This is a genomic window from Methanolobus profundi, from assembly GCF_900114835.1.
Classification (GTDB): domain Archaea; phylum Halobacteriota; class Methanosarcinia; order Methanosarcinales; family Methanosarcinaceae; genus Methanolobus; species Methanolobus profundi.
Genome location: NZ_FOUJ01000003.1, coordinates 154,988 through 179,971, shown reverse-complemented (window position 1 = coordinate 179,971; position 24,984 = coordinate 154,988). Strand labels below are relative to the sequence as shown.

The 24,984-nt window shown below is 43.6% G+C and carries 20 protein-coding genes and 3 tRNA genes; 12 read left to right on the top strand and 11 right to left on the bottom strand.

The genetic code is table 11. The features are described from left to right. Window positions 1-24: 24 nt before the first annotated feature. The 4 genes from BM008_RS08335 (at window position 25) to BM008_RS08320 (ending at window position 4,549) form a co-directional block, all read left to right on the top strand. Window positions 25-1,716: an ATP-dependent DNA ligase gene (locus tag BM008_RS08335; protein WP_091936002.1), complete on the top strand. Its 1,692-nt coding sequence runs from the start codon at window positions 25-27 to the stop codon at window positions 1,714-1,716. Between the two features lie 45 nt (window positions 1,717-1,761). Beyond that, entirely contained in the window at window positions 1,762-2,154 is a 393-nt protein-coding gene (locus BM008_RS08330; RefSeq protein WP_091936000.1) for a cupredoxin domain-containing protein, read from the top strand. Window positions 2,155-2,414: 260 nt separating this feature from the next. Continuing rightward, window positions 2,415-3,263 (top strand): phosphatase PAP2 family protein, encoded by an 849-nt coding sequence (locus BM008_RS08325; protein WP_091935998.1) that lies wholly within the window; start codon window positions 2,415-2,417, stop codon window positions 3,261-3,263. 71 nt (window positions 3,264-3,334) lie between these two features. Continuing rightward, window positions 3,335-4,549 carry an MFS transporter gene (locus BM008_RS08320; RefSeq protein WP_091935996.1) on the top strand — a complete coding sequence of 405 codons (1,215 nt, stop codon included), beginning with the start codon at window positions 3,335-3,337 and terminating at the stop codon, window positions 4,547-4,549. 6 nt (window positions 4,550-4,555) lie between these two features. Here the strand turns inward: BM008_RS08320 and BM008_RS08315 are convergent, their stop codons facing one another. From BM008_RS08315 to lonB, 5 genes are all read right to left on the bottom strand, one after another. Continuing rightward, on the bottom strand, window positions 4,556-5,365 hold the full coding sequence (locus BM008_RS08315; RefSeq protein ID WP_091935995.1) for an ATP-binding response regulator: 810 nt from the start codon (window positions 5,363-5,365) through the stop codon (window positions 4,556-4,558). Continuing rightward, window positions 5,365-7,395 (bottom strand): CHASE4 domain-containing protein, encoded by a 2,031-nt coding sequence (locus BM008_RS08310; protein ID WP_091935993.1) that lies wholly within the window; start codon window positions 7,393-7,395, stop codon window positions 5,365-5,367. Before BM008_RS08310 ends, BM008_RS08315 begins: the two co-directional genes overlap by 1 nt. 255 nt (window positions 7,396-7,650) lie before the next feature. Next, window positions 7,651-8,961: a TldD/PmbA family protein gene (locus BM008_RS08305; protein WP_091935991.1), complete on the bottom strand. Its 1,311-nt coding sequence runs from the start codon at window positions 8,959-8,961 to the stop codon at window positions 7,651-7,653. A gap of 1 nt (window position 8,962) precedes the next feature. Further along, window positions 8,963-10,294: a TldD/PmbA family protein gene (locus BM008_RS08300; protein ID WP_091935990.1), complete on the bottom strand. Its 1,332-nt coding sequence runs from the start codon at window positions 10,292-10,294 to the stop codon at window positions 8,963-8,965. A 75-nt stretch (window positions 10,295-10,369) separates the two neighbouring features. Continuing rightward, window positions 10,370-12,271, bottom strand: coding sequence for an ATP-dependent protease LonB (gene lonB, locus BM008_RS08295; RefSeq protein WP_091935988.1), 1,902 nt, complete (start codon window positions 12,269-12,271; stop codon window positions 10,370-10,372). Between the two features lie 176 nt (window positions 12,272-12,447). Between lonB and BM008_RS08290 the strand changes: the two genes are divergently transcribed. The 8 genes from BM008_RS08290 (at window position 12,448) to BM008_RS08260 (ending at window position 17,445) form a co-directional block, all read left to right on the top strand. Beyond that, window positions 12,448-12,894 carry a hypothetical protein gene (locus BM008_RS08290; protein ID WP_091935986.1) on the top strand — a complete coding sequence of 149 codons (447 nt, stop codon included), beginning with the start codon at window positions 12,448-12,450 and terminating at the stop codon, window positions 12,892-12,894. Between the two features lie 356 nt (window positions 12,895-13,250). Then, a tRNA-Val gene (locus BM008_RS08285) sits at window positions 13,251-13,327 on the top strand. Between the two features lie 64 nt (window positions 13,328-13,391). Further along, window positions 13,392-13,465, top strand: a tRNA-Phe gene (locus tag BM008_RS08280). Window positions 13,466-13,477: 12 nt separating this feature from the next. Further along, a tRNA-Gly gene (locus BM008_RS08275) sits at window positions 13,478-13,549 on the top strand. Between the two features lie 125 nt (window positions 13,550-13,674). Continuing rightward, a complete protein-coding gene (locus tag BM008_RS15225) occupies window positions 13,675-13,803 on the top strand; it encodes a hypothetical protein (RefSeq protein WP_281246269.1) in 129 nt (42 codons plus the stop codon). A 62-nt stretch (window positions 13,804-13,865) separates the two neighbouring features. Beyond that, window positions 13,866-15,230 (top strand): MATE family efflux transporter, encoded by a 1,365-nt coding sequence (locus BM008_RS08270; RefSeq protein ID WP_091935984.1) that lies wholly within the window; start codon window positions 13,866-13,868, stop codon window positions 15,228-15,230. 102 nt (window positions 15,231-15,332) lie between these two features. Beyond that, window positions 15,333-15,557, top strand: a complete 225-nt coding sequence (locus BM008_RS08265; RefSeq protein WP_091935982.1) for a YgaP family membrane protein — start codon at window positions 15,333-15,335, stop codon at window positions 15,555-15,557. Window positions 15,558-15,714: 157 nt separating this feature from the next. Beyond that, on the top strand, window positions 15,715-17,445 hold the full coding sequence (locus BM008_RS08260) for an alpha-amylase family glycosyl hydrolase (protein ID WP_091935980.1): 1,731 nt from the start codon (window positions 15,715-15,717) through the stop codon (window positions 17,443-17,445). A gap of 64 nt (window positions 17,446-17,509) precedes the next feature. Here the strand turns inward: BM008_RS08260 and BM008_RS08255 are convergent, their stop codons facing one another. The 6 genes from BM008_RS08255 to BM008_RS08230 form a co-directional block, all read right to left on the bottom strand. Further along, window positions 17,510-17,875 (bottom strand): DUF2149 domain-containing protein, encoded by a 366-nt coding sequence (locus BM008_RS08255; RefSeq protein WP_091935979.1) that lies wholly within the window; start codon window positions 17,873-17,875, stop codon window positions 17,510-17,512. Further along, entirely contained in the window at window positions 17,872-18,495 is a 624-nt protein-coding gene (locus BM008_RS08250; RefSeq protein ID WP_091935977.1) for a MotA/TolQ/ExbB proton channel family protein, read from the bottom strand. Before BM008_RS08250 ends, BM008_RS08255 begins: the two co-directional genes overlap by 4 nt. A 208-nt stretch (window positions 18,496-18,703) precedes the next feature. Then, window positions 18,704-21,307 carry an S-layer protein domain-containing protein gene (locus BM008_RS08245; protein ID WP_091935975.1) on the bottom strand — a complete coding sequence of 868 codons (2,604 nt, stop codon included), beginning with the start codon at window positions 21,305-21,307 and terminating at the stop codon, window positions 18,704-18,706. 184 nt (window positions 21,308-21,491) lie between these two features. Then, the gene (locus tag BM008_RS08240) at window positions 21,492-21,704 is read right to left on the bottom strand and encodes a winged helix-turn-helix domain-containing protein (RefSeq protein WP_091935973.1); all 213 of its coding nucleotides are present in this window, start codon (window positions 21,702-21,704) and stop codon (window positions 21,492-21,494) included. A gap of 54 nt (window positions 21,705-21,758) precedes the next feature. Then, on the bottom strand, window positions 21,759-22,925 hold the full coding sequence (locus BM008_RS08235; RefSeq protein WP_091935972.1) for a glycosyltransferase family 4 protein: 1,167 nt from the start codon (window positions 22,923-22,925) through the stop codon (window positions 21,759-21,761). Between the two features lie 83 nt (window positions 22,926-23,008). Further along, a complete protein-coding gene (locus tag BM008_RS08230) occupies window positions 23,009-24,958 on the bottom strand; it encodes an amylo-alpha-1,6-glucosidase (RefSeq protein WP_091935970.1) in 1,950 nt (649 codons plus the stop codon). Between the last annotated feature and the right edge of the window lie 26 nt (window positions 24,959-24,984).

The following is a 24,984-nucleotide window of genomic DNA, read 5'->3' as shown; positions in this document are numbered from 1 at the left end:
TATATTTTTCTGGAAAGGAACATTATGACAAGTTTCAGAGAATTCGCTCAGACCTGCGAGGTCATTGAAGGCACTTCCGGTTCGCTTGATATGACCGCTCTGGTGGCAGAGCTGCTTGGGAAAGTAACCCCTGAAGAACTTCCTGTTGTAACTCATTTCGTGATGGGTGAGATATTTCCTGCATGGAGCAGTGAGGAGATCGGCGTAGGTGCGGGTATACTTTACAATGCGCTTGCAAAGTCAGCAGGCATATCTGTGTCTGATATAAAGGAACTTGTAAGGGAGACCGGTGATATCGGTAAGACCGCTGCGAGTGCATTGAAGAAAGTATCCAGTGGTCAGGCTACGTTCTCAGCCTTCATGGATGAGTCCAATGATATTTCCATACTTGAGGTCTTTGAAAGGTTCAGGGATATCTCCCGTTCATCCGGGAAGGGTTCTCAGTCATCCAAGATCAAGCATCTTCAATATCTTTTCAATTCTGCTTCACCTGAAGAAGTGAGCTACATTGCCCGTCTTGCTGTAGAGGAACTGAGGATCGGTGTTGGCGAAGGTATAGTGAGAGATGCGATATCTCTGGCCTTTGATGTTCCATCAGAGGAGGTCGAGCGTGCTTTCATGCTGACAAATGACCTCGGGCTTGTTGCTGTCACAGCAAGGGAAGGTGGCAGGGATGCAGTTCTTTCTCTGGGACTTGAGCTCAATCGTCCAATAAGGATGATGCTGGCACAGATCACTCCAAGTCTTGATGCTGCTGTATCTGACCTGGGTACTGCCGCTATAGAGTGGAAGTTCGATGGTGCCAGGGTGCAGATCCATAAAGAAGGGGACAATATCACACTTTTCTCCCGCAGGCTTGAGAACATAACCGAGTCTCTTCCTGATATCGTAGAAGCTGTAAGGGAAAATGTAGATGCGGAGTCCGCAATACTCGATGGAGAGGCGGTTGCTATCGATGCCAATGGAAGGCCAAGGGCTTTCCAGGATATACTGAAACGTTTCAGAAGAAAGTACGATGTCCAGTCAACAGCACGCGAGATCCCTCTCATACTCAATCTCTTTGATATAATGTACCTGAACGGTGAGGAACTGCTTGACCTCCCCCTTTTACAAAGAAGAGCTAAGCTTGAGGGTTGTGTAAAGAACGGGGACAGCATAAATGTTGATACGCAGTACCTGACAGATGATCCTGAGAAGATACTTGAGATCTATAATGATGCTCTCAAGGCAGGTCATGAGGGTGTTATGATAAAGAATCCTGAATCTCCATATTCTCCCGGAAAGAGGGGGAAGAACTGGCTCAAGAAGAAGCCTGTCATGGAGACACTGGACCTTGTTGTCATCGGAGCAGAATGGGGATATGGAAGACGTACCAGTTTCCTTGGTTCCTATGCACTTGCATGTCATGATCCTGATACAGGCAGGTTCCTGCCGGTTGGACGTGTTGCAACAGGTTTCTCAGATGAGCAGCTTGCCGAGCTCACGGAACTGTTCTCTGATCTCATAGTTGTGGAATCAGGTACAGAGGTTGAGATAAAACCTGAGGTCATCTTTGAGGTTGCCTTTGAGGAGATCCAGAAGAGCGTCAATTATGAATCCGGCTATGCACTTCGTTTCCCAAGGCTTGTCAATGTAAGGTCTGATAAATCCGTGGAGGATGTAGAGACCATCGGACGTCTTGAGGAAATGTATCTGGTGCAGCGTGAAAGGAACTGAACCGGCATCAAAAGTGTTATTAATGAATAGTAGATCTTCTAAGATATGAGACTTAAAGAACTTGTTCTTTTGACCATGCTGATATCTATATTGGCATTGTCACTTTCAGGTTGTGTTGATGAGCAGGTCCAGGAAACAGATTCAAATGGCACTGTTGCAGGATCACAACCGATCGATGCCGATGCGATCATCTATATATCAGAGTATGAGTTCCATCCTTACATCACTACCATCTCGCCAGGAGATACCATTCAGTGGATCAACAATGATTCTGTGGCTTTCGTAATAAAAGGAAACCTTGTAGGTGGTGACAGTTTCCAGTCCCCTACGCTCAGGAAAGGTGACACGTTCGTCTATACCTTCGAAGATACAGGAACCTACAAATACGAACTTGTGACACACCCATGGACCAAGGGTGGTCAGATCGTTGTAGAATAACGTTAATTGAATAATCGTTCATATCCGGGGAACTTCTTTCGGTCCCGGATCCTTTTCCTTTTTATATCTTTCTTTTTTGAATTTGTTTCTACAAAGGAACCTTGTCTTTTCTGCACTATCTCTGACCTCGAAGTAAGATATGTTCCATTTTCATCAGATAACTATTGATCTACAAGTTGTCAGGCACAATCTTTATCATTGGAAGTAAATTTATTTATCATATCTTTATGAAGTGAGATAAGAGCTTATAAGATGGTAAAATGGCAGATCTTGAACTAATGGCAATATTCATTCCTGTGGTCCTGATGATGAATATCATCGCTTATTTTGTGTTCATACCGAGGCAATACTGGATAGAACATAAAAAGTTGATATCAGAGAAGAACGAAGCATATTCATTCACAAAGGAGATCATGCCGTACATACTGTTGGTCTCTGTCATCTATCTTGTAGTCAAATCACAGGGTTCGATCGCTACTATGCTCGATATCTCTCCGGATTATGCCCTTGCAAGCTACATCTTTCATATAGAAGGCAACACAGTGAGCATATTCCAGAGCTTCACCGATCCACTGCTCACCTATGTAAGTTCATTCATCTACCTTTTTGGCTTCTCTTTCCTGCTGGTGTTCACATTTGTAGCACTCATATTCACAAGACACATTAAAGCATTACAGGAATATGCCATAGCAGTTGTTGTTATCTATGCAGTCGCCTTTCCTTTCTACTTGTTCACTCCTGTAAAAGTAACCGGGTATACACTTCCGGATGTTGTACCATTGTTGTACGAACTGAGCCCGATCATCAGCAATGGCCTGAGGACCGTTGATCCTTTCTTTGATAACTGCTTCCCGAGCCTTCATGCAGCACTTTCTTTTCTTGCTATGTTGATAATCATATTCAGGACAGACATCAGAAGGTTCAAAGTAGTTGCAGTATTCATGACACTGGCCATCCAGTTCACCATATTTTATCTGGGGATACACTGGATAACCGATCTTATAGGTGGCATCGTGCTTGCCATTATCAGTTACTATGTGGCTACAAGGTATCATGATCCTATAGTTCGGAAACTTCATGCTTCATCTGACAGGGACGATGAATACTGAATCCGGAAATAAGGCTTCAAGATTCCTTTCTATATTTTATACTTTGAACAATAATCATCTACACAGGTCATATGATGAGATCAGAACCCAGCGTACCTGGCAATAGTAAAAAAGAACTCGACCCTGCACTATATGTGCTCTCCATATCCAAATTGTTCAAAGACCTTGGTACGGGGATGCTGGCATTCCTGCTCCCTCTTTACATTGTAGGTCTGGATGGGGGTATGTTCGCTGCTACTCCTATTGTTGTCAGGGCAGGTATTATTGCTACTGTATTCGGTCTGTCCAATGCCCTGTCACAACCATTCCTTGGCAGGCTCTCGGATTCCCTGAACAGGAGAAAACCCTTTGTGGTCATAGGCATGGCTGGCTTTACGATCATATCTTTCATCTATGCAAATACCGATAGTTTTGAGTATCTGGTCATCCTGCGTGTATTGCAGGGACTGACTGTAGGTGCAACCGTGCCTGCGATCGTTGCAATGGTGACCCACCTTTCAACGACCAGCACACGAGGAGTTGCCATAGGTATCTATTCTACAGTGAGGGGTTTCGGTTTTGGTTCAGGTTCGATCCTTGGAGGTATCATTGCCAGTTACTACGGTTTTGTCACAGCGTTCTATGTATGTTCTTTTCTCGGTCTTGCAAGCTTCATACTGATATCTTTCTTTGTTACCGAGACCCACGATGGTACCACTGGTAAGAAAAAGACATCAGAACCCGGGCAGGGTTTACAGTTCTTCATTCTGTCAGTTGCAATGTTCATGATGATGTTCGGTATCATGATAATATTCGCTTTTTTGCCGGAATATGGTACAAGGCTCGATACTGGGGAGATATCTCTAAGCATTGCTGTTTCTGCCTATGTGATCATTAGGGTACTTTTCCAGGCACCTATGGGTCTCTTATCGGACAGGCTGGGAAGAAAAAAGATAATAATACTTGGTCTTCTACTGAACATACCCATTGTTATAGGCCTTGGTTATGTTATGAACGTGGAGCAATTGATAATTCTTCGTGCATTGCAGGGAATATCAATGGCTGCTGTGGAAACTCCTGTCATGGCCCTGGCAGTAGATCTGGCAGGTATATCAGTAAGTTCAAAAGTAAGTTCTATAACTGCATCCCAGGCAGCAGGTATGGCCCTTGGTCCCATTATGGGTGGACTGCTTGCAGGATATATATCATTCGAGACCCCTTTCTATCTATGTGCAGTCATGTTGTTGGTATCATTACTGCTTGTGATGGGTGGTATAAAAGAACCTGTGAGCTCTAAGAACAGTTAGTTGTGATCAGCTATAGGCTATATCATAATTATGGAATGATCTTTCGACCTTCTTCCTGTCGGTGATATCATAAAAGACTATTACAGTACCGATGATCTCATTCCTTTGATTGGTGATCGGGGAGCCGATAACATCGAGTGGTATGCGTGTATTATCTCTTGAGATCAGTATGGTGTTCTCATCAAGACCAAAGAAAGCGCCTTCCTGAAGTACTTTTTTTGAGGGATCTCGGGCACATTTGCCACTATCCTCACAGATGACCTTGAATATGCTGCTGATATCTGATCCAAGTGCTTCCTCTTTGCTGTATCCGGTGAGCGCCTGAGCAAGGGGGTTCATGTATTTGATGATGCCATCTTTATCAGTGGATATTATGGCATCAGCAAAGTTGTTGAGGAGCGAGTTGATCCATTTCTCATGGTCAAAGAGCTTCTCCTTCTCTTTTTCCCTCTTGTAGAGCGCGATCTCTATATTAGTTCTAAGCTCTCTTTCATCAAAAGGCTTCAGTATGTGTCCAAAGGGTTCTGTGAGCTTTGCTCTTTGCAGTGTCTTCTCATCAGAATATGCTGTAAGGTATATGACCGGTATATCGTGTTTCTCATGGATCGCTTTTGCTGCTTCCACACCATCGATCTTTCCTTTAAGGACTATATCCATCAATATTAGGTCAGGAGCACACTTATCTATGGACCTTATGGCTTCTTCTCCGCTGGAGGCCATACATGGGACAGAATATCCGAAATGTTCCAGGCTATCTTTGATATCCAGGGCTACTATTTGTTCGTCTTCGACTATCATTATCTTTTCTTTAGTCATTAGTAGTCCCTTCTCTTATAGGATATTTCTTTAAATCTTATCCTGAATTCTGTTCCGTTATCTCTCACGAGTTCTATAGTTCCTTCTATTTGATCTACAAGTGAGATAACAAGCCTCATCCCAAGTGAATCAGTATTCATGAAATCTATATCCTCAGGGAATCCAACTCCGTTATCCCTGATGACAAGCAGATAGTATCCATTATCCTGGGGGGAGATCTCAATGGTTATATTCCCTTTGTGGTCTTTGAATGCGTGTTTCAGAGCATTTGACACGATCTCAGTTATGATAAGTCCCAGTGGAATGGCTGTATCAATGCCCTGTGTTAGGTTTTTAATCTTTAAATCAATTTTGATGTTCTCAGGGTCACAACCATAGTTATTGAGCAGATATCTGGTAAGGGTTTCCACATAGTTCTCAAGTTCTATGTTCTCAAGATCACTTGACTGGTACATTTTCTCATGGGCTATAGCCATGGATTTAGCACGGTTCTGGCTTTTGCGGAAAGCCTCAACAGTCTCTTTATCAGTGAACTTTCTTGACTGGAGCCTTAACAGACTTGATATGATCTGAAGATTGTTCTTTACGCGGTGGTGTATCTCTTTTAGGAGCAGGTCCTTACGGCGCATTTCCTCTGCCTGCTTTATCTCGGTTATGTCCTTGATGACAGCCATGACCTCGTCCTCACCACTGACCACCAGTCTAAGTTCAAAGTCCCTCATCTCTCCTTTTACAGGCATTGTGTATTGCATGATCTGCATCTTATTCGTCCTGAGTGCCTGTTCTATTATTTCACGCTCCTTCTCTGCAATATGTGCAGGGAGTATGTCATCAAGACGAATGTCAAGTTCTTCCTCCGGGGACTCATAGATGCATTTGTCTGTTGAGAGTTTATAGTTCCGGATGCTTCCGTCCTTCTTGATAAGGAACATCATGTCGGGCATTGCCTGTAGGATCGCATTTATTGTAGTGTCCCTTTTAACGATGAGATCCTGTGAACTTTCGAGCGACTCAAGCATCTTATTTATCGATCCTCCAAGGCTGGCAACCTCATCATTTCCCTGCGACCTTACTCTTTTTGAGAAATCGCCTTTCTCCCCAATATCCTTTATTTCGTTCTGGAGGCGCTTGAGACGGGATATATGTGACCTTTCAAGAAGAGCTGTAACAGAGGTCCCAAAGATGATCCCGGTAAGTAACAGTATTATCAGGAAATAGTTGATGGTGTTGACACCTTGCTGGTGGATGCTTCTCAACATGCCTACCTTTATTGAAAATGCTTTGTTGTCATAGATGTCATTGAAACTGGCATATGAGTATATATGGACCCCTTCATCGATCACATCGATATGATGACCAGTATCTCTCTGATCAAGTGAATTATCAGTTATGTTGTAGTTTCTGATATTCTCGATGTTCAGTTCCATATCTGTCAGTTCATGTAATTCTGAGATCTCTCCATCATCGATGATGCGTCCCATTATCACTGTACCTGCGATAGGTCCTGTAAGATCACTTCTCACTACCGGTTGTGATGTCAGAAGGATCGGTTTATCGCTAAAGACAAGAAAGCCTGTTTTCCTGCTTGTTGTATTGGGGTGTTCCAGAAGAAACTCATTCTTTGCGATATGTTCTTCAAGTTCTGTTATGTACGGCTGGTTATCATTCCCGTTCGCCAGTACTTTTCTGAACACCTGTGTTCCCGTATCGTTGTAGAAAAGCATGAAGTCAAGTTCCTGATTAAGGAACGTGTAGTCCATAAGGTATTTTTCAACGAATCGATCATCATTTCCCTGAACGAAGTTATATGTCTCGTCCCATACGGACCAGTCTGCAGCTTTGTTCTCCAGTTCTTTTGATTCGGATAAAAGTATATTCTCAACGCAGATGGCATTCTTTATTGCGTCCTGTTCTTCCAGTCTGTCAAAGCTGTCGAGTATTATTAAATGCGAACTCAGATATATGAATATGATCATTCCGATAAGAGTAGCACCAATGATGCTCAATGTTTTTTTATGTAACGTTGCCATCTGTTCGCCTTAGAATATTGAATGACCTATCTGTCATTGTTTTTAATGTTAATATAACTCCCTTATAATTAATGTCCATATATAATTCTTTCTAAAAAAAACGCACATTTGCGGGCAAAGTATTCAAAAAACGCATTCAGTTAACGCTGATGATTCGTCAATTGTCGTACGAATGCACATTTGAGCGTATAAACTTCTCTTGTACAAAAAAGAAAAATATGTGGGAAAAATAAGTTCCCACGATAGCTTGTGTAATTAACCTACCACGCTCATATCAGAAACTCGTATTGAAGGGGTTATGGTACCTCCGACCTTTCTGACATCGGTCCCGGCTCCATTTATATTCTTTAGCATATCGAATATATTGCCTGATATCATGAGGGACTTGATAGGTTTGTCGAGTTTCCCATCCTTTATTGTGAATGCATTCCTGGCCTCTACTGAGAAGTCACCTGAGATGCTGTTAGCAGTATGGGCACCTATCACAGTGTTCACATAGACACCGGATCCTGTATCGGCTACAATGTCACATTGCGGGAAATCTATGATAAAGTTCCTTGGACCAACTGAAGGTGTGGAAAGATATGAGTTTCGGGATGCATTCCCAGTACTTTCAACATCATCTTTTCCTGCTGTATAGGTGTCATAGAGGTAGGACCTGAATGTTCCTTTCTCTATTACTGTGGTCTTCTGTGATGCAACACCTTCGTCATCGGCCATGCCTGTCTCAATACCACCTTCAAGAAGGCCGTCATCATAGATGGAAAGCTTCTCGTTCGCTATTATTTCGTCCCTCCTTCCTATCAGGTTGGACCTTCCCTTCTGGACATTATCCGAATCAATGGAAGGCATGAATGCATTTTCTATAAGGTCTGAGAATGCGAACGGATGCAGGATAACATCTGTCTTGTGAGGCTCTATTGCTATTGTATCCTGTGAGCGCTTAGCAAGCTCTGCTGCATTCTTTCCTATGAGTTCGAAATCGATGTCATTCTGACGGGATATTGCAAAATCATAAGCTGTTGATGTCTCTCCGGAATCTGTGATAACATCTACAAATCCTGATACTGCAGTTCCTTCCTCTTCGATCTCGACACCATTGGTGTTGATGATCACTCTTTTTCCGTGACTGCGTCCAAAGCTGCCTGAGGTGACAATTATGCCGGATACTGTCTTAGCACCTTCTATCATTTCCATGGTGTGTGCAATACAATCATCAAGCTCCATGTTATGGATATTCTTGTCAAAGATACCTGAAACAGCAGGATATTTCTGGTTTGATGGCAGTGCATTCCATTCCTTATCAGGGTCCTGTGTCTTTGCAGAGATGACAGCATTCTTTGCAGCCTCGTCAATATGGCTCATGATATTGGTACTTGCAAATCCGATGGCACCATCCACAACGGCACGGATACCGATGCCTGTTGTGATGTTCTCCTTTGCACCTTCTATCAGGTCCTTCTGGATATTGACCGATGTCTTCTGACTTTCCATTATGTAAATTTCAGCCTCTTTGGCACCGTATTTTGTAGCTGCTTTGAGGGCCTTTTCAGCAAGGTCGTACATTTTATGCACCTCCTACCATGGCCTTTGAGATGAACAGGTGCGGGGATCCGTCCGTCACAGGGACAAGTTGTCCACCTTTGCCACATCTTCCTGAGTTCATTTCCAGATCGTTACCAACCATTTTGACGTTGTTCAATATCTCAAGTATCTTCCCGGAAAGTGAAACATCCCTTAGGAGTGTCGTGAGCTCTCCATTCTCGATCATGTATCCTTTTTCTGCATTGAACTGGAAAACACCTTCTCCGGTGTTGACCTGTCCTCCTCTGGAACCAATAAGGTATATTCCATCGCCTATCTCTTCGAGCATCTCCTCGAATTTGGAGTTACCGTTATCAATATAGGTGTTACTCATGCGGATTATAGGTCTTGCATGACCCTGTGCACGGCAATGTCCGGGCGTTCCTCCGATCTTTGCCGCGGTTTCTCTTGAATGGAGGTATGACTTGAGTGTTCCGTTCTCTATGAGTGTTGTCTTTTCGGACTGTGCTCCTTCATCATCAAATGGGAAATAGCCATATTCATGTAGTGTAGGATCATCGATTATAGTTACAAGTGGGGATGCTATATTTTCACCTATGCGGTTCTCAAGGACCGAACTTCCCTCTATCACAAGGTCTGCTTCTGATGCGTGTCCCACAGCTTCGTGAGCGAAGACTCCTGCTAGCTCAGGGTCAAGTATGACTGGAAGATTACCACCTTTTGCAGGTTTTGCATCAAGGAGTTGTATGGCGCTCTTTGCTGCCTTCTCTGCAAGTTCTGCTGCGTTGTACTTGTCGAATATCTCATAGCCTGTTACACCAAAACGGCTCTCTCTTCCTGCCTGGTAGAGTCCGTTCCTCGATGCCACGGCACTGATCGCGAAACCGCTTCTCACAATGTCATATTCTCCTTCTATCCCGGTGGAGTCAGAATACATTATCTTGTAGGATGATTCACTGTATACGGCACTTGTGCTGCTGATCTCATCCATCTTTGCATGCTTTCCGAATTCTTTGAGGTTCTGCACCTTCTCTTCAAGGGATATGTCAAGAGGATCCTTTTTAACCTTAGGGAGATTGCTGACCACCGGGTTTGGGATATCTTTCATCTGCACTTTTTCCTTTGGTGACTTCTCGTTCATGCTGATGGCAAGCTCTGATGCTGCCCTTACAGCTTTTTCTACATCGAAGTCCCCGTCAGCAGATGTAAAACCCCATGATCCACCTTTGAGCGCACGTACGGCAGCGCCTTTTGTAAAATTGACAGATATCTGTTCTATTTTACCATTATCAAGGACAATGGAGGTAGTGGTACCCTCAATGATCCTCGTATCAAAAAAGTCTACACTATGCATTATTAAAACTCCTCCCTGTATAAACGAAATACAAGTTTAAATAAATAGTTTAAGAAATAAATAAAAGTCACCTGCTTATGCAGGGACTATTTCAGGCATGTCAGGATTGACCTTGAGGTTGCTCAGGTTCTTGAGCTTCTCAACGATCCTGTTCTTCTGAGGACCTACAAGACTGTGTTCGATAACTTCAATGATATTGGTTACCGGAACTATCTCTATGAGATCCTGGTAAGCTTCCTCGATAAGTACATCATCCTCATTGGATTTTGGGATGATGACCTTCTTGATGCCTGCTCTGGCTGCAGCTTCTATCTTATAGGTCGCTCCTCCGATAGGAAGTACATCTCCTCTTACGGATAGTGAACCTGTCATTGCTACAGACTGATCAATTGGTATGTTCTCAAGAGCTGATATCACTGCAGTTGCTATTGATATGGATGCACTGTCACCTTCCACTCCCTCATATGTTCCAATGAACTGGATGTGGATATCGTGGTTGGTTATGTCCTTACCTGTTACATTCTTGATAACAGCGGACACATTCTGGACAGCTTCCTTTGCTATATCTTTAAGCATACCTGTAGCGATCACCTTCGCTTCTGAATTGGAGAGTGATGGTGCCACACCTGCCATGATCGGCAGTACGATACCTGAGTCTCCTCCCATGACCGCAAGACCATTGACCCTGCCAACGGCACTGCCGGTCTTTTTAAAGAGCTGGTAGTCGTTCTTCCGCTCAAGGTAACTGTCAGCAAGCTGTTGTTCTATGGACCTTGCCATTTTCTTTGCCGCAAGAACATGTTTTGCAGTAGTTACTGCTGCATCTTCTGAGTGGGCAATATCACCAGCTACTCTTACAAGACCACCAAGATCACGAAGTTTCAGTGTCAGGTGTCCTTTTCGTCCTGCTCTTCTCTGGGCTTCACGGATAACCTCATCTACCGCTTCCTTGTCAAATGGTGGGAGGTGGCCATCTCTCATGACCTCCTGTGCCACGAACCTGACAAGGTTCTTACGATTTTCAGGAGTGTCTTCCATGGATTCTCTCATGAACAGTTCGTATCCGTAACCCTTTATACGGGATCTGAGTGCAGGGTGCATCTTTTCCACAGCATCCAGGTTACCTGCAGCTACCATGATGAAGTCACAAGGTACAGGTTCTGTCTTTACCAGTGCACCGGAACTTCTTTCTGATTGACCGGTGATAGGATATTCCTTTTCCTGAAGCGCTGTCAGCATACTCTGCTGGGATTCAAGGCTCAAGGTGTTGATCTCATCTAAGAAGAGAACACCCTTGTGCGACTTGTGTATGTCACCGCTCTCTACCCTGTCATGTGCAGGGGTCTCGAGTCCTCCTGACTGGAACGGGTCATGCCTTACATCACCAAGAAGCGCACCTGCGTGGGTACCTGTGGCATCCAGGAATGGTGCATGTTCCTTCTGGTAGTTCGAAACGATAAGTTTCGGTATCATCATTTCATCTTTTGGCATGAACTGTCTTGTCAGGAGCAAGATCATAATTGCAGCTATGATACCCCAGAGGAGCTGGCCTACGTAGAATGAATAGACTATGATACCAAATACAAGTATCATCATCAGCATATTACGTGACTGTGCCTTCTTCTGGGCTTCCATCTTGTGGGCCATGACGATCTCCCTGCCCTTTCCGGCAGGTACAGAACGTATCTTAGGATTGTTATTATCCTCAGGATTAGGATATGCCATGATATCCTGTAACTCTTCCTTTGGAAGAAGTTCGGCCATGGCCTTGGCAAGCAGGGACTTTCCAGTACCAGGGCTGCCTATCATCATGACGTGACGCCTCTGGCTTGCTGCTTTTTTGACCACTTCCACTGCATGTTCCTGTCCGATTATCTGATCTATCAGAAGCTCAGGAACATCTATGGAGTCTGTGGTGTCGAAATTGTCCTCGTATAGTTCAATCTCTTCGCTAGGAGTAGTAATCTCTTTTTCCATAGTCTTCTCACAAGGTTTGTGGTTGTTCACAGTTGTACGTACAAAATATATACTTGACGGTTTTTATAATTATGTAGCTCTAATTTATTATATTTAACTTGTGAGTAAAGTTAATATGATTATAGTGGCATCAGAATATAAGAAACTATGCATCCTTTAGCCCCGGAAATGATAAAATGAAGCTGACAGCCTTTCTGATCATAGCACTGATCATATCTCTTTTATCTTATTCAGCCAGTTATGATGTTATTTCAACAGATGAGTCATATATGAAAGTGGACCAGGTCACTATGAGGTTCCAGGGCACAGATGCGGTCATCTCTATCTCTTACGGCCTGGATATGTTCTCAAGTATGTATGTGCTGCTTCTTGGTGCCCATAATCTGGAACCTGCGATAAATGGGTTCTTTTTTGATTTCGATGATATTGAGATAGTCAGTATCAGTAAGGACCGGGCTGTTATCTTTGCGAAGAACGTATCACGTAGGAACGATGAGTTCTATCTCTATGATTCCAATGAACTTGGAGGTACGGCCCGTCTTATCACCACGGTCTATCCGGATGGCTCCACTCAGACATTTTTAGGAGCAAGTGCTATAGAGGCTACATTCTACACGGAATGATCCACAAGCGTCTCCAGACCATCTGTTGTTATTCCTCTATGAAACAGGTCTGAAACTTATGTTGCGCTAAAAACACTGCTCAACATTGACCAACAGGCCTCATTATGATGACTTGCCCGCATCATTTGCCGCGTATAGTGGACCAGTGAGAATAGTAATAGGTGGGAAAATATGTCAGATAACTGTCATGATCGCGCTCCTTTATATGCAAATGACCATGTTGCATCTGTTTACCCAAAAGGTTTATTATCTATTATGCATTATGAGGGGTGCTGGTAAGCGCCAAGGCATGCGATAATGGCACTGAAGTGTCGTTAAGCAGCAAGGTGTTTACAGATATTCGCTAACTGTTCAATGGGCTCGTGGTCTAGCTGGTTATGACGTCGCCTTGACATGGCGGAGGTCCGGAGTTCGACTCTCCGCGGGCCCACCACAAACAGTTATCCAACAGTTAAGTTTAAATGCAAAAGCAACATTTAGGTGCTTCGGGTCATGATGCCCAGGTAGCTCAGTTTGGGAGAGCGCTGCCCTGAAGAGGCAGTTGTCCCCGGTTCGAGTCCGGGTCTGGGCACCTAAGCAAAGCACACCAGTAGTGTAGCGGTTATCACCGGGCGTTGCCAACGCTCGAACCCGGGTTCGAATCCCGGCTGGTGTACTTCTCTTCTTTTTAATTTGTTTCTTTAAAGTTATACTGCTATTACTCATTATTCGGCAATTTCTTCCTGCTTAGTAATTATTAATAGGGGAAGAACGTCATTATATGATCAAAGGTGATATACAATGTCAAAAGAAAAATGTAATGAAAAGAGCAGTTCATGTGGCTGCGGTTGTTCCTGTGGTACCGGTATGTTCAAGGTATGGGTGCTCATAGGTGTCATGGTCGGTCTTATCTGGTATTTTGTCCAATGACCCCATCTTTTATTTTTTAGATCGTTCTCTTCTGAATACTTTGTGATCAGGTTGTCCTCTGTATGATAAATGAAAGATATGAGATGCTTGCCAGTGAGGACATTAAAAAGCTGATCTTCAAGATGTCATCCCCTGCGATTGTAGGGTTGCTCGTACAGGCATTCTATAATCTTGTGGATACCATTTTTGTAGGAAGGGGACTGGGTGCTGATAGTGCACTTGGGATCGCAGGTATCTCAGTTGCATTTCCTGTACAGATGCTCATGATGGGAATAGCCATGGGTGTAGGTATTGGTGGTGCATCCATCATATCAAGGTCCCTTGGGATGAACGATCATCATAAGGCCGAGAGGACACTTGGCAATATGGTCACTCTTGTCGTGATATCAAGTATCATTTTCACTATCCTGGGTCTTGTATTCATCGATCCCATACTGAAAGTGTTCGGAGCATCGGAGAGTATACTTCCATTTGCAAGGGAATATACGAAATATATCCTCATGGGAACCATATTCTTTGCATTTTCAGCAGCATTGAGCAATACCATAAGAGCAGAAGGACATGCAAAATACGCGATGTTCATCATGTTGTTCTCAAGTATAGTGAACATCATACTGGATCCACTCTTCATCTTTGAGTTCAACATGGGAATAATGGGAGCCGCTGTTGCAACTGTCATATCTCAGGTAATTGGTTGTGTAATGGTAGTTCACTACTATTCCAGCAATATCAGTATGCTATCATTCAAACCGCAATATATGATGCCTGACCTTGCTCTGTCCTATGAGACCTTAAGCATAGGTATGTCTGAGTTCATTTTCAATTCAGTTGAAAGTCTGGTATTCATTCTCCTGAACCAGAGCCTTCTGGTCTACGGTGGGGATATGGCGATCGCTGTATTCGGAATAATCATCAAGGTCTTCATGCTCACCCTTATGCCCATAATAGGAATAAAACACGGCATACAGCCGATAATTGGTTTCAACTATGGTGCCAGCAATTTCGAGAGGGTCAGGGAAACCGTTTCCATCTCGAACTATATCGTGTTTGGCATGTGTACACTGAGTGTTATTGCTGTTTTTCTGATCCCTGAACAGATATTCCGTGTATTCAGCAGTGATGCCGGATTGATCGATATGGGAGTACCGGCAATAAAAATAAGCTTTCTGATGATGCCATTCATAGGCAGTCAGGTAGTTGCAATGGCCCTGCTCCAGTCCCTTGGCAAATCAAAAGGATCACTGATGATCACACTCTCAAGACAGATATTCTTCCTGCCACCACTTGTATTCATACTTCCATTGTTCATGGGTCTGACCGGTATATGGGTATCATTTCCGATATCCGACTTCCTTGGATTCGTTGTAGCTGTGATCCTTATGAAAAAGGAAGTCAATAAACTCGTGGTGCCAACAACTCAGGAATAAGGCTGAAACCGAAAGTTGCTAAGTTGTTCCTTTGAAATTCGCACTAGTTGCGACACATTGATTTTTATAGTTTCTATCCAAAACAATACTGGGAGTAAAAATATGGATATGAATGAACTTTTATTTCAGGAAAATGTTGGCGGTTTTGATCTGATCCTCAGGGCACTTTTTGGAACAGTTGCTATAATTGCTCTGGCAATGGACCTGATAGCTCCGGGAATCTGGCAATGGGTAGTTGCTATTGTTGCTTTTGTGGGACTCTTTTCATCAATTCTACGTCACTGTACGCCATATTCTCTGATAGGTTTCAGCACAGCAAGAAAATAAGGGGTTGGTGATGTTATTGGATATTTGCGTAATGAACCTTTACCATTTTTTGTATATTCATATTTGAACAGCATTCAATATCAACACATATAATTTATTTAAGCAACTGCAAAAACCCTTATATCCCTCAGGAACGAATAATCAATTTGGGGTTTATATGGGACAGAATGATGTACGATCAGTTAACGATATAGATTTTACACCTAATGATGACGTTTTTCCTTCTCCGCTTGACTGGAGGGATGTTTTCATCTATTTTTTACTGGTGGACAGGTTCGATAACAATGAGGATGATCTGGAGTTATATGACTCATCCGTAAAAGCGCAGGAACCAGATATATCACAGGGGAAGAGGTTCCAGGGCGGAAATATTAAAGGTATTACCAGAAGACTGGATTATATCAAAGGTCTTGGTGCCAATGCCATATGGTTAAGTCCGGTATTCAGGAACCGGCAGGAAATGGATGACAGTTATCATGGTTATGGCATACAGGATTTCCTGAAAGTGGATGAACGGTTCGGAACACTGGAAGATCTTCAGGAACTGGTACGCGAAGCCCACATTCGTGATATGTATGTGATCCTTGACATCATCATCAATCACACAGGGGACAACTGGGCCTATCCGGCAGATCATCCATATTATTACTGGAAGGATGCGCCGGGTCCTTTTGACTTTGGATACTGGAGGACTTCAGGCAAAAGAAAAGATAGCGATCCTTTCCTGGCCAATGATGCCGTATGGCCTGAGGAGCTACAGGATCCTGCATGCTATAAACGAAGAGGGCAGATCAGGGACTGGAATGATCACGATCAGGCGGTAAACGGTGATTTCTTCACCCTGAAAGAACTTGATGTAAGGCAGTCCTCTGTCCTTGATACACTGATCAAGGTCTACAAGTACTGGATAAGGAAGGCTGATATCGATGGCTTCAGAATGGACACGGTCAAACATCTGGAATCCAGCTCCACGGCCATTTTCTGTAATGCTATAAAGGAATATGCACGTTATATCGGTAAACACAATTTCTTCATATTCGGAGAGATAGTTGGTGATGATACTACCATACAGAACTATATAGGGCGCAACAGTCGTATTCCAGGAACAAACGAACGCTTCCCTTCCCTTGATGCAGCACTGGACTTCCCTCTCTATTTTGTATTGGAAGAGGTGATCAAGGGTTTCAGTGACCCTTCTGCCCTGCGGGATCGCTATGATGCCTTCAGGGACCTTTATACAGATCATGGGGAAGCAGGCCGCTATTTTGTGACCTTTGTGGACAATCATGACCAGATGATACGTCCATACAGACGCTTCATGCATGGGAACATGATCCATGAGCAGGCCGTCCTTGCCATGTCCTATCTTCTGACAACACAGGGTATCCCATGCATCTATTACGGCACAGAACAGGGTTTTGATGGTGGGGGGCATGATGATGCGTACATAAGGGAATGCATGTTCGGAGGGAACTGGGGAGCCTTCAACACAACAGGCCATCATTTCTTCGATCCGTGGCACCCAATATATGCAGGTATATCCGATGTGGCAAAGGTCAGGAAAATGGAAAAGGCCCTGAGGTACGGAAGACAGTATTTCCGGCAAACCTCGGCCAATGGAAATGATTATTCTCATCCCTGCAGCGGAAAATGTACCCTTGCATATTCAAGGATACTTGATACAACTGAGATAATTATTGCCATGAACCTGGATCAGGAACCAAGAAATGACTACGTAGTAATAGATAAGAGCCTGAACAGTGAGGGCCAGAGGATGATCGATCTTCTTGACCCTGAGAAGGAGTTCTTTGCAGAAACATCAGGTTCAAGAATGGTAGTAAAGGTCCCACTTGACGCCTATGGTATATCAATACTCAAAAAGGGTTAAAGATCCCTTTTATTGATTATTTTTGAAAAGAAAAGTGCCATATGGGATATCAATTATCCTTAATTTATGTTGATCCGCTACTATTGTCAAATGGTACATAGATTATACTGCCATCGGCTAGCCTGTATGCTGTTCCAAGGGCTTCTCCGGTCCCTGTGCCAAGTTCCTCGCTCATGTTCAGCACTTTCACAGGTTCCCCTTCTTCCTTGATGATCATCTGCATGTCCTTCTGTCCGGGGTTCTTGACTATGGTGATGTCATCGGTGGGACTAAGCAGTTCAGGAAGCTGGTATGACATAACAAGCGCAACAAGCAGTGCCACTGAGAAGACCATGGCAATATCGAAGAGATTTGCAACCCCTGTTAAAGGGTTCTGTTCCTCTTCGTGGTCTAGCAGTCTTCTTCGTCTGGACCTTCTTCTCCTTGTCACTCCTTTTCCTCCAGGGTGTCAAGGATATGATCGATATCAGCCATATCCTGCCAGTACCATCTTTTTCTTATCTGTGTGAGCACATAACCGATACTTCCTGCAAAAAGTCCTATTACAGTTGTAGCAAAAGCTATCATCAGATTATTGGCAAGCTGTTCTATATCTCCCTGCGAAAGTCCGATGAGCGCAGGTCCCAGGGGGATGAGTGTTCCCATAAGTCCTACCATTGGTGAGATGGTGGCAACTATCCTGGTCTGTTCCAGTCTTTTTGCCATCCTTATCTCGTAGTCCTGTGCAAGCCACTCAAGTGAAGAAAGGTTGTTATTTTTAATATGCTCTGCAGCATCCATTGCAAAGGCTCTCACCAGGAAATTCTGTTTTAAAAGTCTCAGTGAGCTTGCAGCCTGTTCGTGCTCATTGTTCAGTATGTGTTCACGGGTACTGTTGCAGCAAAGCTCAAGGTTCTCTACATTGCGGCGTCTTTTTACCAGTTCTGAAACGAATTCCCCTATAAGTATCAGGGAGTAAATGGCCAGAAGTATCAGTGTGATAACTACCGGATACAGTAATGTGGATGAGAATGTGTACAGAATATCAAATATGTAAGATGTGGTGTCCATTTTGTCCCCTCTATTAATAGCAGGTATGAGAACTGCCGGTGATAGGAGTATATTAGAACTAAATTACTTAAGTTTCTCTATTTTATAAAAATATTATGATCGATGGCCATGTATCAATAAATGATACAATTCAATGTATGAAAAAAAATGTTAAAAAAGAATAATTACCTGCAAGATGCAGGTAATCATATTATTCGTTCACTGTTCTTCAGTCCTTTCTTTCATTCCTGCGTATCAGCATTGCAACAGCTACCAATGCGACCATTGAAACAATTATACCAGGTCCGGGGATCGAACTTTTCTCAACATCGAAGGTTACGGTGGCATCTCCTACCTGTGCTTCATAGGTGCCTGCTTCTTCCTGTGATACAGTGAAAGCCAGATTCGTTTCCTCGCCTGCATCGAGTGTAACACTCTGAGTATCCACAACAGTTCCGTTGATCTTCAGGTCAACATCCTTGTCTCCTTCAGCTGTACCGGTGTTTGCAACATTGACAGTTATGGTGACCTCTTCTCCTGTCTTCACAAGGATAGGTGAAGCCTGCAGGTTGGAATAGGTGAACTTTGCTTCAAGTGCGAGCACCTCAAGGTTCAGTTCAGCCTCAAGATAACCGTCTGCAGAGCTTGTCAGTTTGTGCAATCCTGTTTCTTTCACAGTATAGGTGACCATTCCGTTTGCATTTGTGGTTCCTATATCCTTGCTGTCATAGTAGACCTGTGCATCCTCCACAAGGTCGCCACCAATGGCTGTCATGACAGTGATCGTGATAGTGTCCTCCTCTACAACGGTATCAGGGGCGACTTCGATCACAAGGGTCCTGCTTGCATCATCAGAGGATACGACCTCGACCTTCTCACTTGCTGAAACATAACCTTCCTTCTCAGCTGTGACAGTGAAGGTGCCGGCAGAACCAGGTCTGAATGTCACAATACCTTCTGTTGATGTCTCTCCTACCTCTTCATCGCCGAACATGACAAGTGCATCTTCCACTGCAGCACCTCTGGATGTTACTGTGATCTCTACCTTCTCATCTTCCTCTATGACAGAGTTTACATCAATAGAGAGTGACTGTGAAGGCACTGTGGATACTTCCACGAATGGATAATAACGTACATCACCATCATCTGCAACGTTGAATGCTATATCTCCCATGATCTCGATGATCTTTCCTCTTGAAAGTGATATTGAATCCTCGTTCTCAAGAACTATCTGATCAGAGTCAAAGCTCTTCACTTCCATCTCACCGAACTTCTCATCATCGGAGATCTCAACGACATCTTCTGATATCTGGAATATACCTTCGACGAATACCGCATTTGTCTCGGTTCCCTGGAATATCTCATCGAAGTGCACTACAATGATAGGTACATCATCGGTTGATCCCATGTCTTTCTCATACACGTAATCATCATCTGAAGAAACAATTCCTGTATCTACATCGTCTCCGTCTTTGACCAGGTTCACCATTACACTGCTACCGTCAAGGTCTACCTCGACAACATAAAGTTCATAGCCATCCTCTAGTACAAGTGAAGAACCTGAGTAAAGTGATCTCTTGCTGTCCTCGTCGATCAGTACTTCTGAGAGCTGACCATCGGAAAGCAGGCTTACATCATCGGTGAACTCGTTGTCAGGATATCCTGCGAAGTACTTCTCTGCCATAAATCCGATAACCTGGAACTCTCCCCAGTCATCGTGTTCAAAGCTGACATCCAGTGGTACACTTCTATATACAAGGTCCCCATCGTCGATAGTTCTTCCACTGAGGTCCTTCACTTCAAGTGACTCGGTTCCTACACCTTCATCAATGTTGTAATAGAATCCTTCAAAGTTAAGAGGTGTCCATTCAAGTTCTTCATCTTCAGCAACAGTACCTCTTAGTTCATAGGTACCAGGGTCTGACATGTCGACTATAGGTCCGAATCTCAGGGTGTTGTCATCAGCAACTATGAACTTCAATTTACCCATGATCGTGACGGAGTCTCCTCTGCCAAGGCTGATGGAGTCTGAGTTCTCCATTGTGATCATGTCCGAGCCAAGTGCGTCTACTTCCATCTTTCCAAATGTGTCACCGGCTTCGATCTCGATATAATCCTCTGATATCTGGAATATACCTTCAACGAATACTGCATTCGTCTCAGTTCCCTGGAATATGTTGTTGAAATGAACTACTATGATAGGAACATCTTCTTCCCCAAGTTCGATCTCATAGATGTAGTCATCATCAGAAGACACAATATCTGTGTCTACCTGATCTCCATCTTTCTCGAGGGTCACAAGGACACTGTTTCCGTTCACATCTACTTCTTCCAGGTTCAGTTCGTAACCTTCTTCAAGTACAAGGGAAGAACCTGAGTAGAAAGAGATCTCTTCATCATCATCCTGAAGGACCTTTGTAAGGATCCCATCAGATATCAGGCTTACATCATCATCTGCAAATTCCGTATCATCGGTGTAACCTGCAAAGTATCTCTCTGCCATGAATCCGATGACCTGATATGATCCCCAGTCACCCTGCTCAAAATCAGTGTCTATAGGTGTTGTGGAATACTCAAGGTCGCCATCACCTATATTCCTGTCACTGTCACTGTCAAGGCTGATGGTCAGTGTTTCTGAGCCTTCTCCTGAATCAAGGTCGAAGTAAAAACCGGAGTAGCTAAGTGCTGTCCATGTATATTCAAGGGACATATTCTCATCTGCGTCCCATATACGATTTCCTGTGCTGTTATTCGCAGCCATGGTAGTGCCTGATAGTAGCATCAGGACCATTGCTGCAATAACAGGTAAATAATATTTCGATCTATTTTCCATATTATCATCCCCTATATTTTAGATCCTTTTGTTAATGACAAAAGTATTTGAATATTTAAGTAACATGATATATTACTCTATCATATAAAATTATAAATTAATGTAGAAATGTTAAAAATAGTGGCAGCAAACTGTTACTGATGAATTATTGAACAGACATGCTGACGTAAGGTGTATTTTTGACCTACTTGAGCTTTAAGGACCAGGAATTGCCATTTTTCTCCATACATATCTTGTCCTCTCTTGCAAGCCATCCAATAGCCATAAAAGTTGCCTGCTGATCAAAACCATTCTCTTTGAGATGGTTCTTGAGCTTTGCCATATTCGACTCCCCGCTTTCAAGCATCCTGTAAACATAACCGGCTGCTTCTCCAATGTTCAAACACATTTCATCCATATTGATCACTCTGTATCTATCACTTAGCTTTTCTCTTTATGATGACCGTTCATTCTATGTAGTTCTTTTATACGCCTGGATCGTACTTTTGGCAATGGTGTCCCATGAGAACTTTGTCCTGACCAGATGCTTACCGTTATTTCCCATAACAGGTGTACCTGAATCCAGTCCATCCATGGCATAGTTAAGACCCCATGCTATGGATTCCGGATTCCTGTAACTCAAAACCCCATTCTGGAAATTATCAACTATATTCACTGCATCGGTTGCAACAACTGCTTTGTTAGCATCCCATGATTCGAGAACAACTATCCCAAAAGGTTCGTTCCTGCTTGGGACGCATGTCATGTCACATGCATTGGTCCAGTCTTTAAGAACCTCATCAGGTGAGTAACCTAAGAAATGGCATGATTGGCCTACGTTCAGGTCATTGGCAAGATCCTGGCAATATTGCCTCATTTCCCCTTCACCTATAAATACAAAATGTGCTCCCCAGTTACCATCGAGTACCTTTTGTATCGCTTTAACAAGAAGATCAGGTCCTTTCTGATAATGCATTCTACCTGTGAAAAGCACCACAGGAGCGAAAGGATGGATACCATAATCTTGCTTTATAGACCCAGGGTCAATATCCTTCTCCATCTTTCCCGGAGATATACCGTTAGGTATCACTGATATCTTATGATCAGGAATGCTGTAGATGTTCTGCACTTCTCTTTTAAAATTATCAGATGTTATTATCACTTCAGAACTCTCATACCCGCCGAGCCATTCCCTGTGAGATACTTCAGTTGACGTAGGAGAGTTCAGGTGAACATTACCGTTGCGACCCCATTCAGTACTGTGGTAGGTCATTACGTAAGGTTTCCCACATTTGTACTTGATCTTATTCAATGCGTTCACAGGATGCCAGTCATGTCCATGTATAATATCAAAACTTCCAAATTCCTTTGATACCTGAATGAACCTGGAGTACATCGCATCACACATCTTGTTCATCTGATCGATTATATCTCCCGACTCGTCAAAGTTACACCTCTGATAATGTACTCCTTTTATCTTATCGTAGTCACGATACCACCCACTACGGGTGAATATGTGTACTTCGTGTCCCAGCTTTACAAGTTGTTCAGATAATTCTGTCACATGAGGAGCCAGTCCTCCCACCTTTGCAGAATGGAGGCTCTCCCATGAGAACATTGCAATTCTCAATGTTTCCATTTTCCCACACTCAATGATAATTAAAACCCATAAATATCATAGTAACATATGCACAAAATATCATAAATGTTGCGAATGAACTATTATCTTATAGACAGTATATCTTCCACATAACATCTCATTATCTCGGCCACACTCCATGCCTGAGATATGCAGCCTCCCGGGGCATGAGGACTGTCGCCGTCGAAGACTTCGGATATGGTACCGATACCGGCGTCATCGATATGCTCTCCTATACCTTGAAGCAAGGCTCGAAGCTTATCTTCAAGAGCTGGCATATCTTTGTTCACTTTACTGCAAGCCGTTATGTAAGGTCCAAGTAACCAGGGCCAGACAGTACCGTTATGATACGCACTGTCCCTCTGTTCCGTGTTGCCTCTGTATCGTCCTACATATTGGCTGTCATGGGACGAGAGTGTCCTTAGTCCATAAGGTGTCAGCAGTTCCCGGCCCACAGTATCAACTATCCCTCCTGCCATTTCTTCAGTTAGCATTGTATGAGGCAGGGATACTGCAAATATCTGATTAGGTCTTATGGCACTATCCTTCCATTCATCCCCCGATGATCCTGATATCAGATCATACAGACAACCATTTTCCTCATTCCAGAACTTCTCTCTGAAACTGTTACCTGCAAGTTCAGCGACATCCCGATGATTCAAATTATCCGATCCAATGCGCTCTCCTATGATCACCGCATACATCAGTGCATTGTACCACAGTGCATTTATCTCACATGCTTTTCCACTTCTTGGAGTGACTTCCCAGTCCCCGATCTTAGCATCCATCCACGTAAGCTGACCAGCATGTTCTATGAGACCATCATCATCCATTCGAATACCGAATGAAGTTCCTTCTCTGTAGTTGTCAAGTATGCTCTCAACCGTAGGCCAGAGAGTACTGACGAATTCAATATCATCTGTATATTCCAGATATTTTCCCAGGGCATGTATGAACCAGAGCGATGCGTCCACTGTGTTGTAGATCGGTGTCTCTTCTGCACTTTCCGGGAAGTTATTAGGTATCAGTCCATCCTTACAGTTAGCAGCAAAAGTGGAAAGTATGGACCTGGCATCATCGAACCTTCCGGTCACAAGGGTGAGTCCCGGAAGCGAGATCATTGTATCACGTCCCCAGTCCCCGAACCAGTGATAGCCAGCAATTATCGATCTTGAGGTAGTGGACCGTCTGTTAACTATGAATGTGTCACCGGCGAGTATAAGTTTCTCAAGGAAAGTGTCCTCTCTTCCTTCCTTACCTGGCAGAGATCTCTGGCGTATGATCTCGTCTTCAAATAGTTCCTGAACCTTCTGCATGTCCCATTTCTTGCCGGGTTCAGTGGATGCAACGATAAAACAGGAAGTATCCTTTCCTTCGATCTCCAGTTCAAAGTATCCTGGATCCAGGTTATCTTCTCTGTATGGGTATCCTCTTTCAAGCTCAAGTTCATATTCAAAATTATAATACCAGTGTTCATCAGCTCTGTATTGCATATCGGAACAAAGTCTGAGATCGGTCCCATTGCTTTGAAGTTCAGTTCCTGTTTCCATAGCTTCCTGTGCGATGGACAGTCCGGCAGAACTGCTAAGATGGTGTATGGACCTGTTATTGACCAGTGGTAATATTCTGAGAACACATTTTTCTTCAGGTGGACCTTTGATATCATATCGTACAATAGTGGTGTTCTCTCCATGCACCATCGTGATCTGTTTAGTGATCTTTATTCCATTTACTCTGTATTCGAACGTTGGAAATGGGTGAGCAGTGAAGTTCTCAAGAAACTCATATCCATGTGGATGAACCTGTCCCGGGTATCTGTGTACAGCGAGTTTGTGGAATTCAGTACCTATAATAAGCTCTTCATCGAGGGATGATAGCAGGAGTTTCCTCTCAACAGGCGGGGCCAGCGAGGCTATCAGCAATCCGTGATACTTTCGTGTGTTCATACCAACTATCGTGGAAGATGCATATCCACCAAGACCATTGGTTATGATCCATTCCTTCTCTGTTCCAAAGTGTTCAGCATTGTTCATGAATTACGTCGCAGCACGTGATCCTG

Excerpts from the sequence above, each read along its gene's own strand:
- BM008_RS08335 (WP_091936002.1), top strand. The coding sequence starts at position 25 with ATGACAAGTTTCAGAGAATTCGCTCAGACCTGCGAGGTCATTGAAGGC.
- BM008_RS08330 (WP_091936000.1), top strand. The coding sequence starts at position 1,762 with ATGAGACTTAAAGAACTTGTTCTTTTGACCATGCTGATATCTATATTG.
- BM008_RS08325 (WP_091935998.1), top strand. The coding sequence starts at position 2,415 with ATGGCAGATCTTGAACTAATGGCAATATTCATTCCTGTGGTCCTGATG.
- BM008_RS08320 (WP_091935996.1), top strand. The coding sequence starts at position 3,335 with ATGATGAGATCAGAACCCAGCGTACCTGGCAATAGTAAAAAAGAACTC.
- BM008_RS08315 (WP_091935995.1), bottom strand. The coding sequence starts at position 5,365 with ATGACTAAAGAAAAGATAATGATAGTCGAAGACGAACAAATAGTAGCC.
- BM008_RS08310 (WP_091935993.1), bottom strand. The coding sequence starts at position 7,395 with ATGGCAACGTTACATAAAAAAACATTGAGCATCATTGGTGCTACTCTT.
- BM008_RS08305 (WP_091935991.1), bottom strand. The coding sequence starts at position 8,961 with ATGTACGACCTTGCTGAAAAGGCCCTCAAAGCAGCTACAAAATACGGT.
- BM008_RS08300 (WP_091935990.1), bottom strand. The coding sequence starts at position 10,294 with ATGCATAGTGTAGACTTTTTTGATACGAGGATCATTGAGGGTACCACT.
- lonB (WP_091935988.1), bottom strand. The coding sequence starts at position 12,271 with ATGGAAAAAGAGATTACTACTCCTAGCGAAGAGATTGAACTATACGAG.
- BM008_RS08290 (WP_091935986.1), top strand. The coding sequence starts at position 12,448 with ATGAAGCTGACAGCCTTTCTGATCATAGCACTGATCATATCTCTTTTA.
- BM008_RS15225 (WP_281246269.1), top strand. The coding sequence starts at position 13,675 with ATGTCAAAAGAAAAATGTAATGAAAAGAGCAGTTCATGTGGCTGCGGT.
- BM008_RS08270 (WP_091935984.1), top strand. The coding sequence starts at position 13,866 with ATGATAAATGAAAGATATGAGATGCTTGCCAGTGAGGACATTAAAAAG.
- BM008_RS08265 (WP_091935982.1), top strand. The coding sequence starts at position 15,333 with ATGGATATGAATGAACTTTTATTTCAGGAAAATGTTGGCGGTTTTGAT.
- BM008_RS08260 (WP_091935980.1), top strand. The coding sequence starts at position 15,715 with ATGGGACAGAATGATGTACGATCAGTTAACGATATAGATTTTACACCT.
- BM008_RS08250 (WP_091935977.1), bottom strand. The coding sequence starts at position 18,495 with ATGGACACCACATCTTACATATTTGATATTCTGTACACATTCTCATCC.
- BM008_RS08245 (WP_091935975.1), bottom strand. The coding sequence starts at position 21,307 with ATGGAAAATAGATCGAAATATTATTTACCTGTTATTGCAGCAATGGTC.
- BM008_RS08240 (WP_091935973.1), bottom strand. The coding sequence starts at position 21,704 with ATGGATGAAATGTGTTTGAACATTGGAGAAGCAGCCGGTTATGTTTAC.
- BM008_RS08235 (WP_091935972.1), bottom strand. The coding sequence starts at position 22,925 with ATGGAAACATTGAGAATTGCAATGTTCTCATGGGAGAGCCTCCATTCT.
- BM008_RS08230 (WP_091935970.1), bottom strand. The coding sequence starts at position 24,958 with ATGAACAATGCTGAACACTTTGGAACAGAGAAGGAATGGATCATAACC.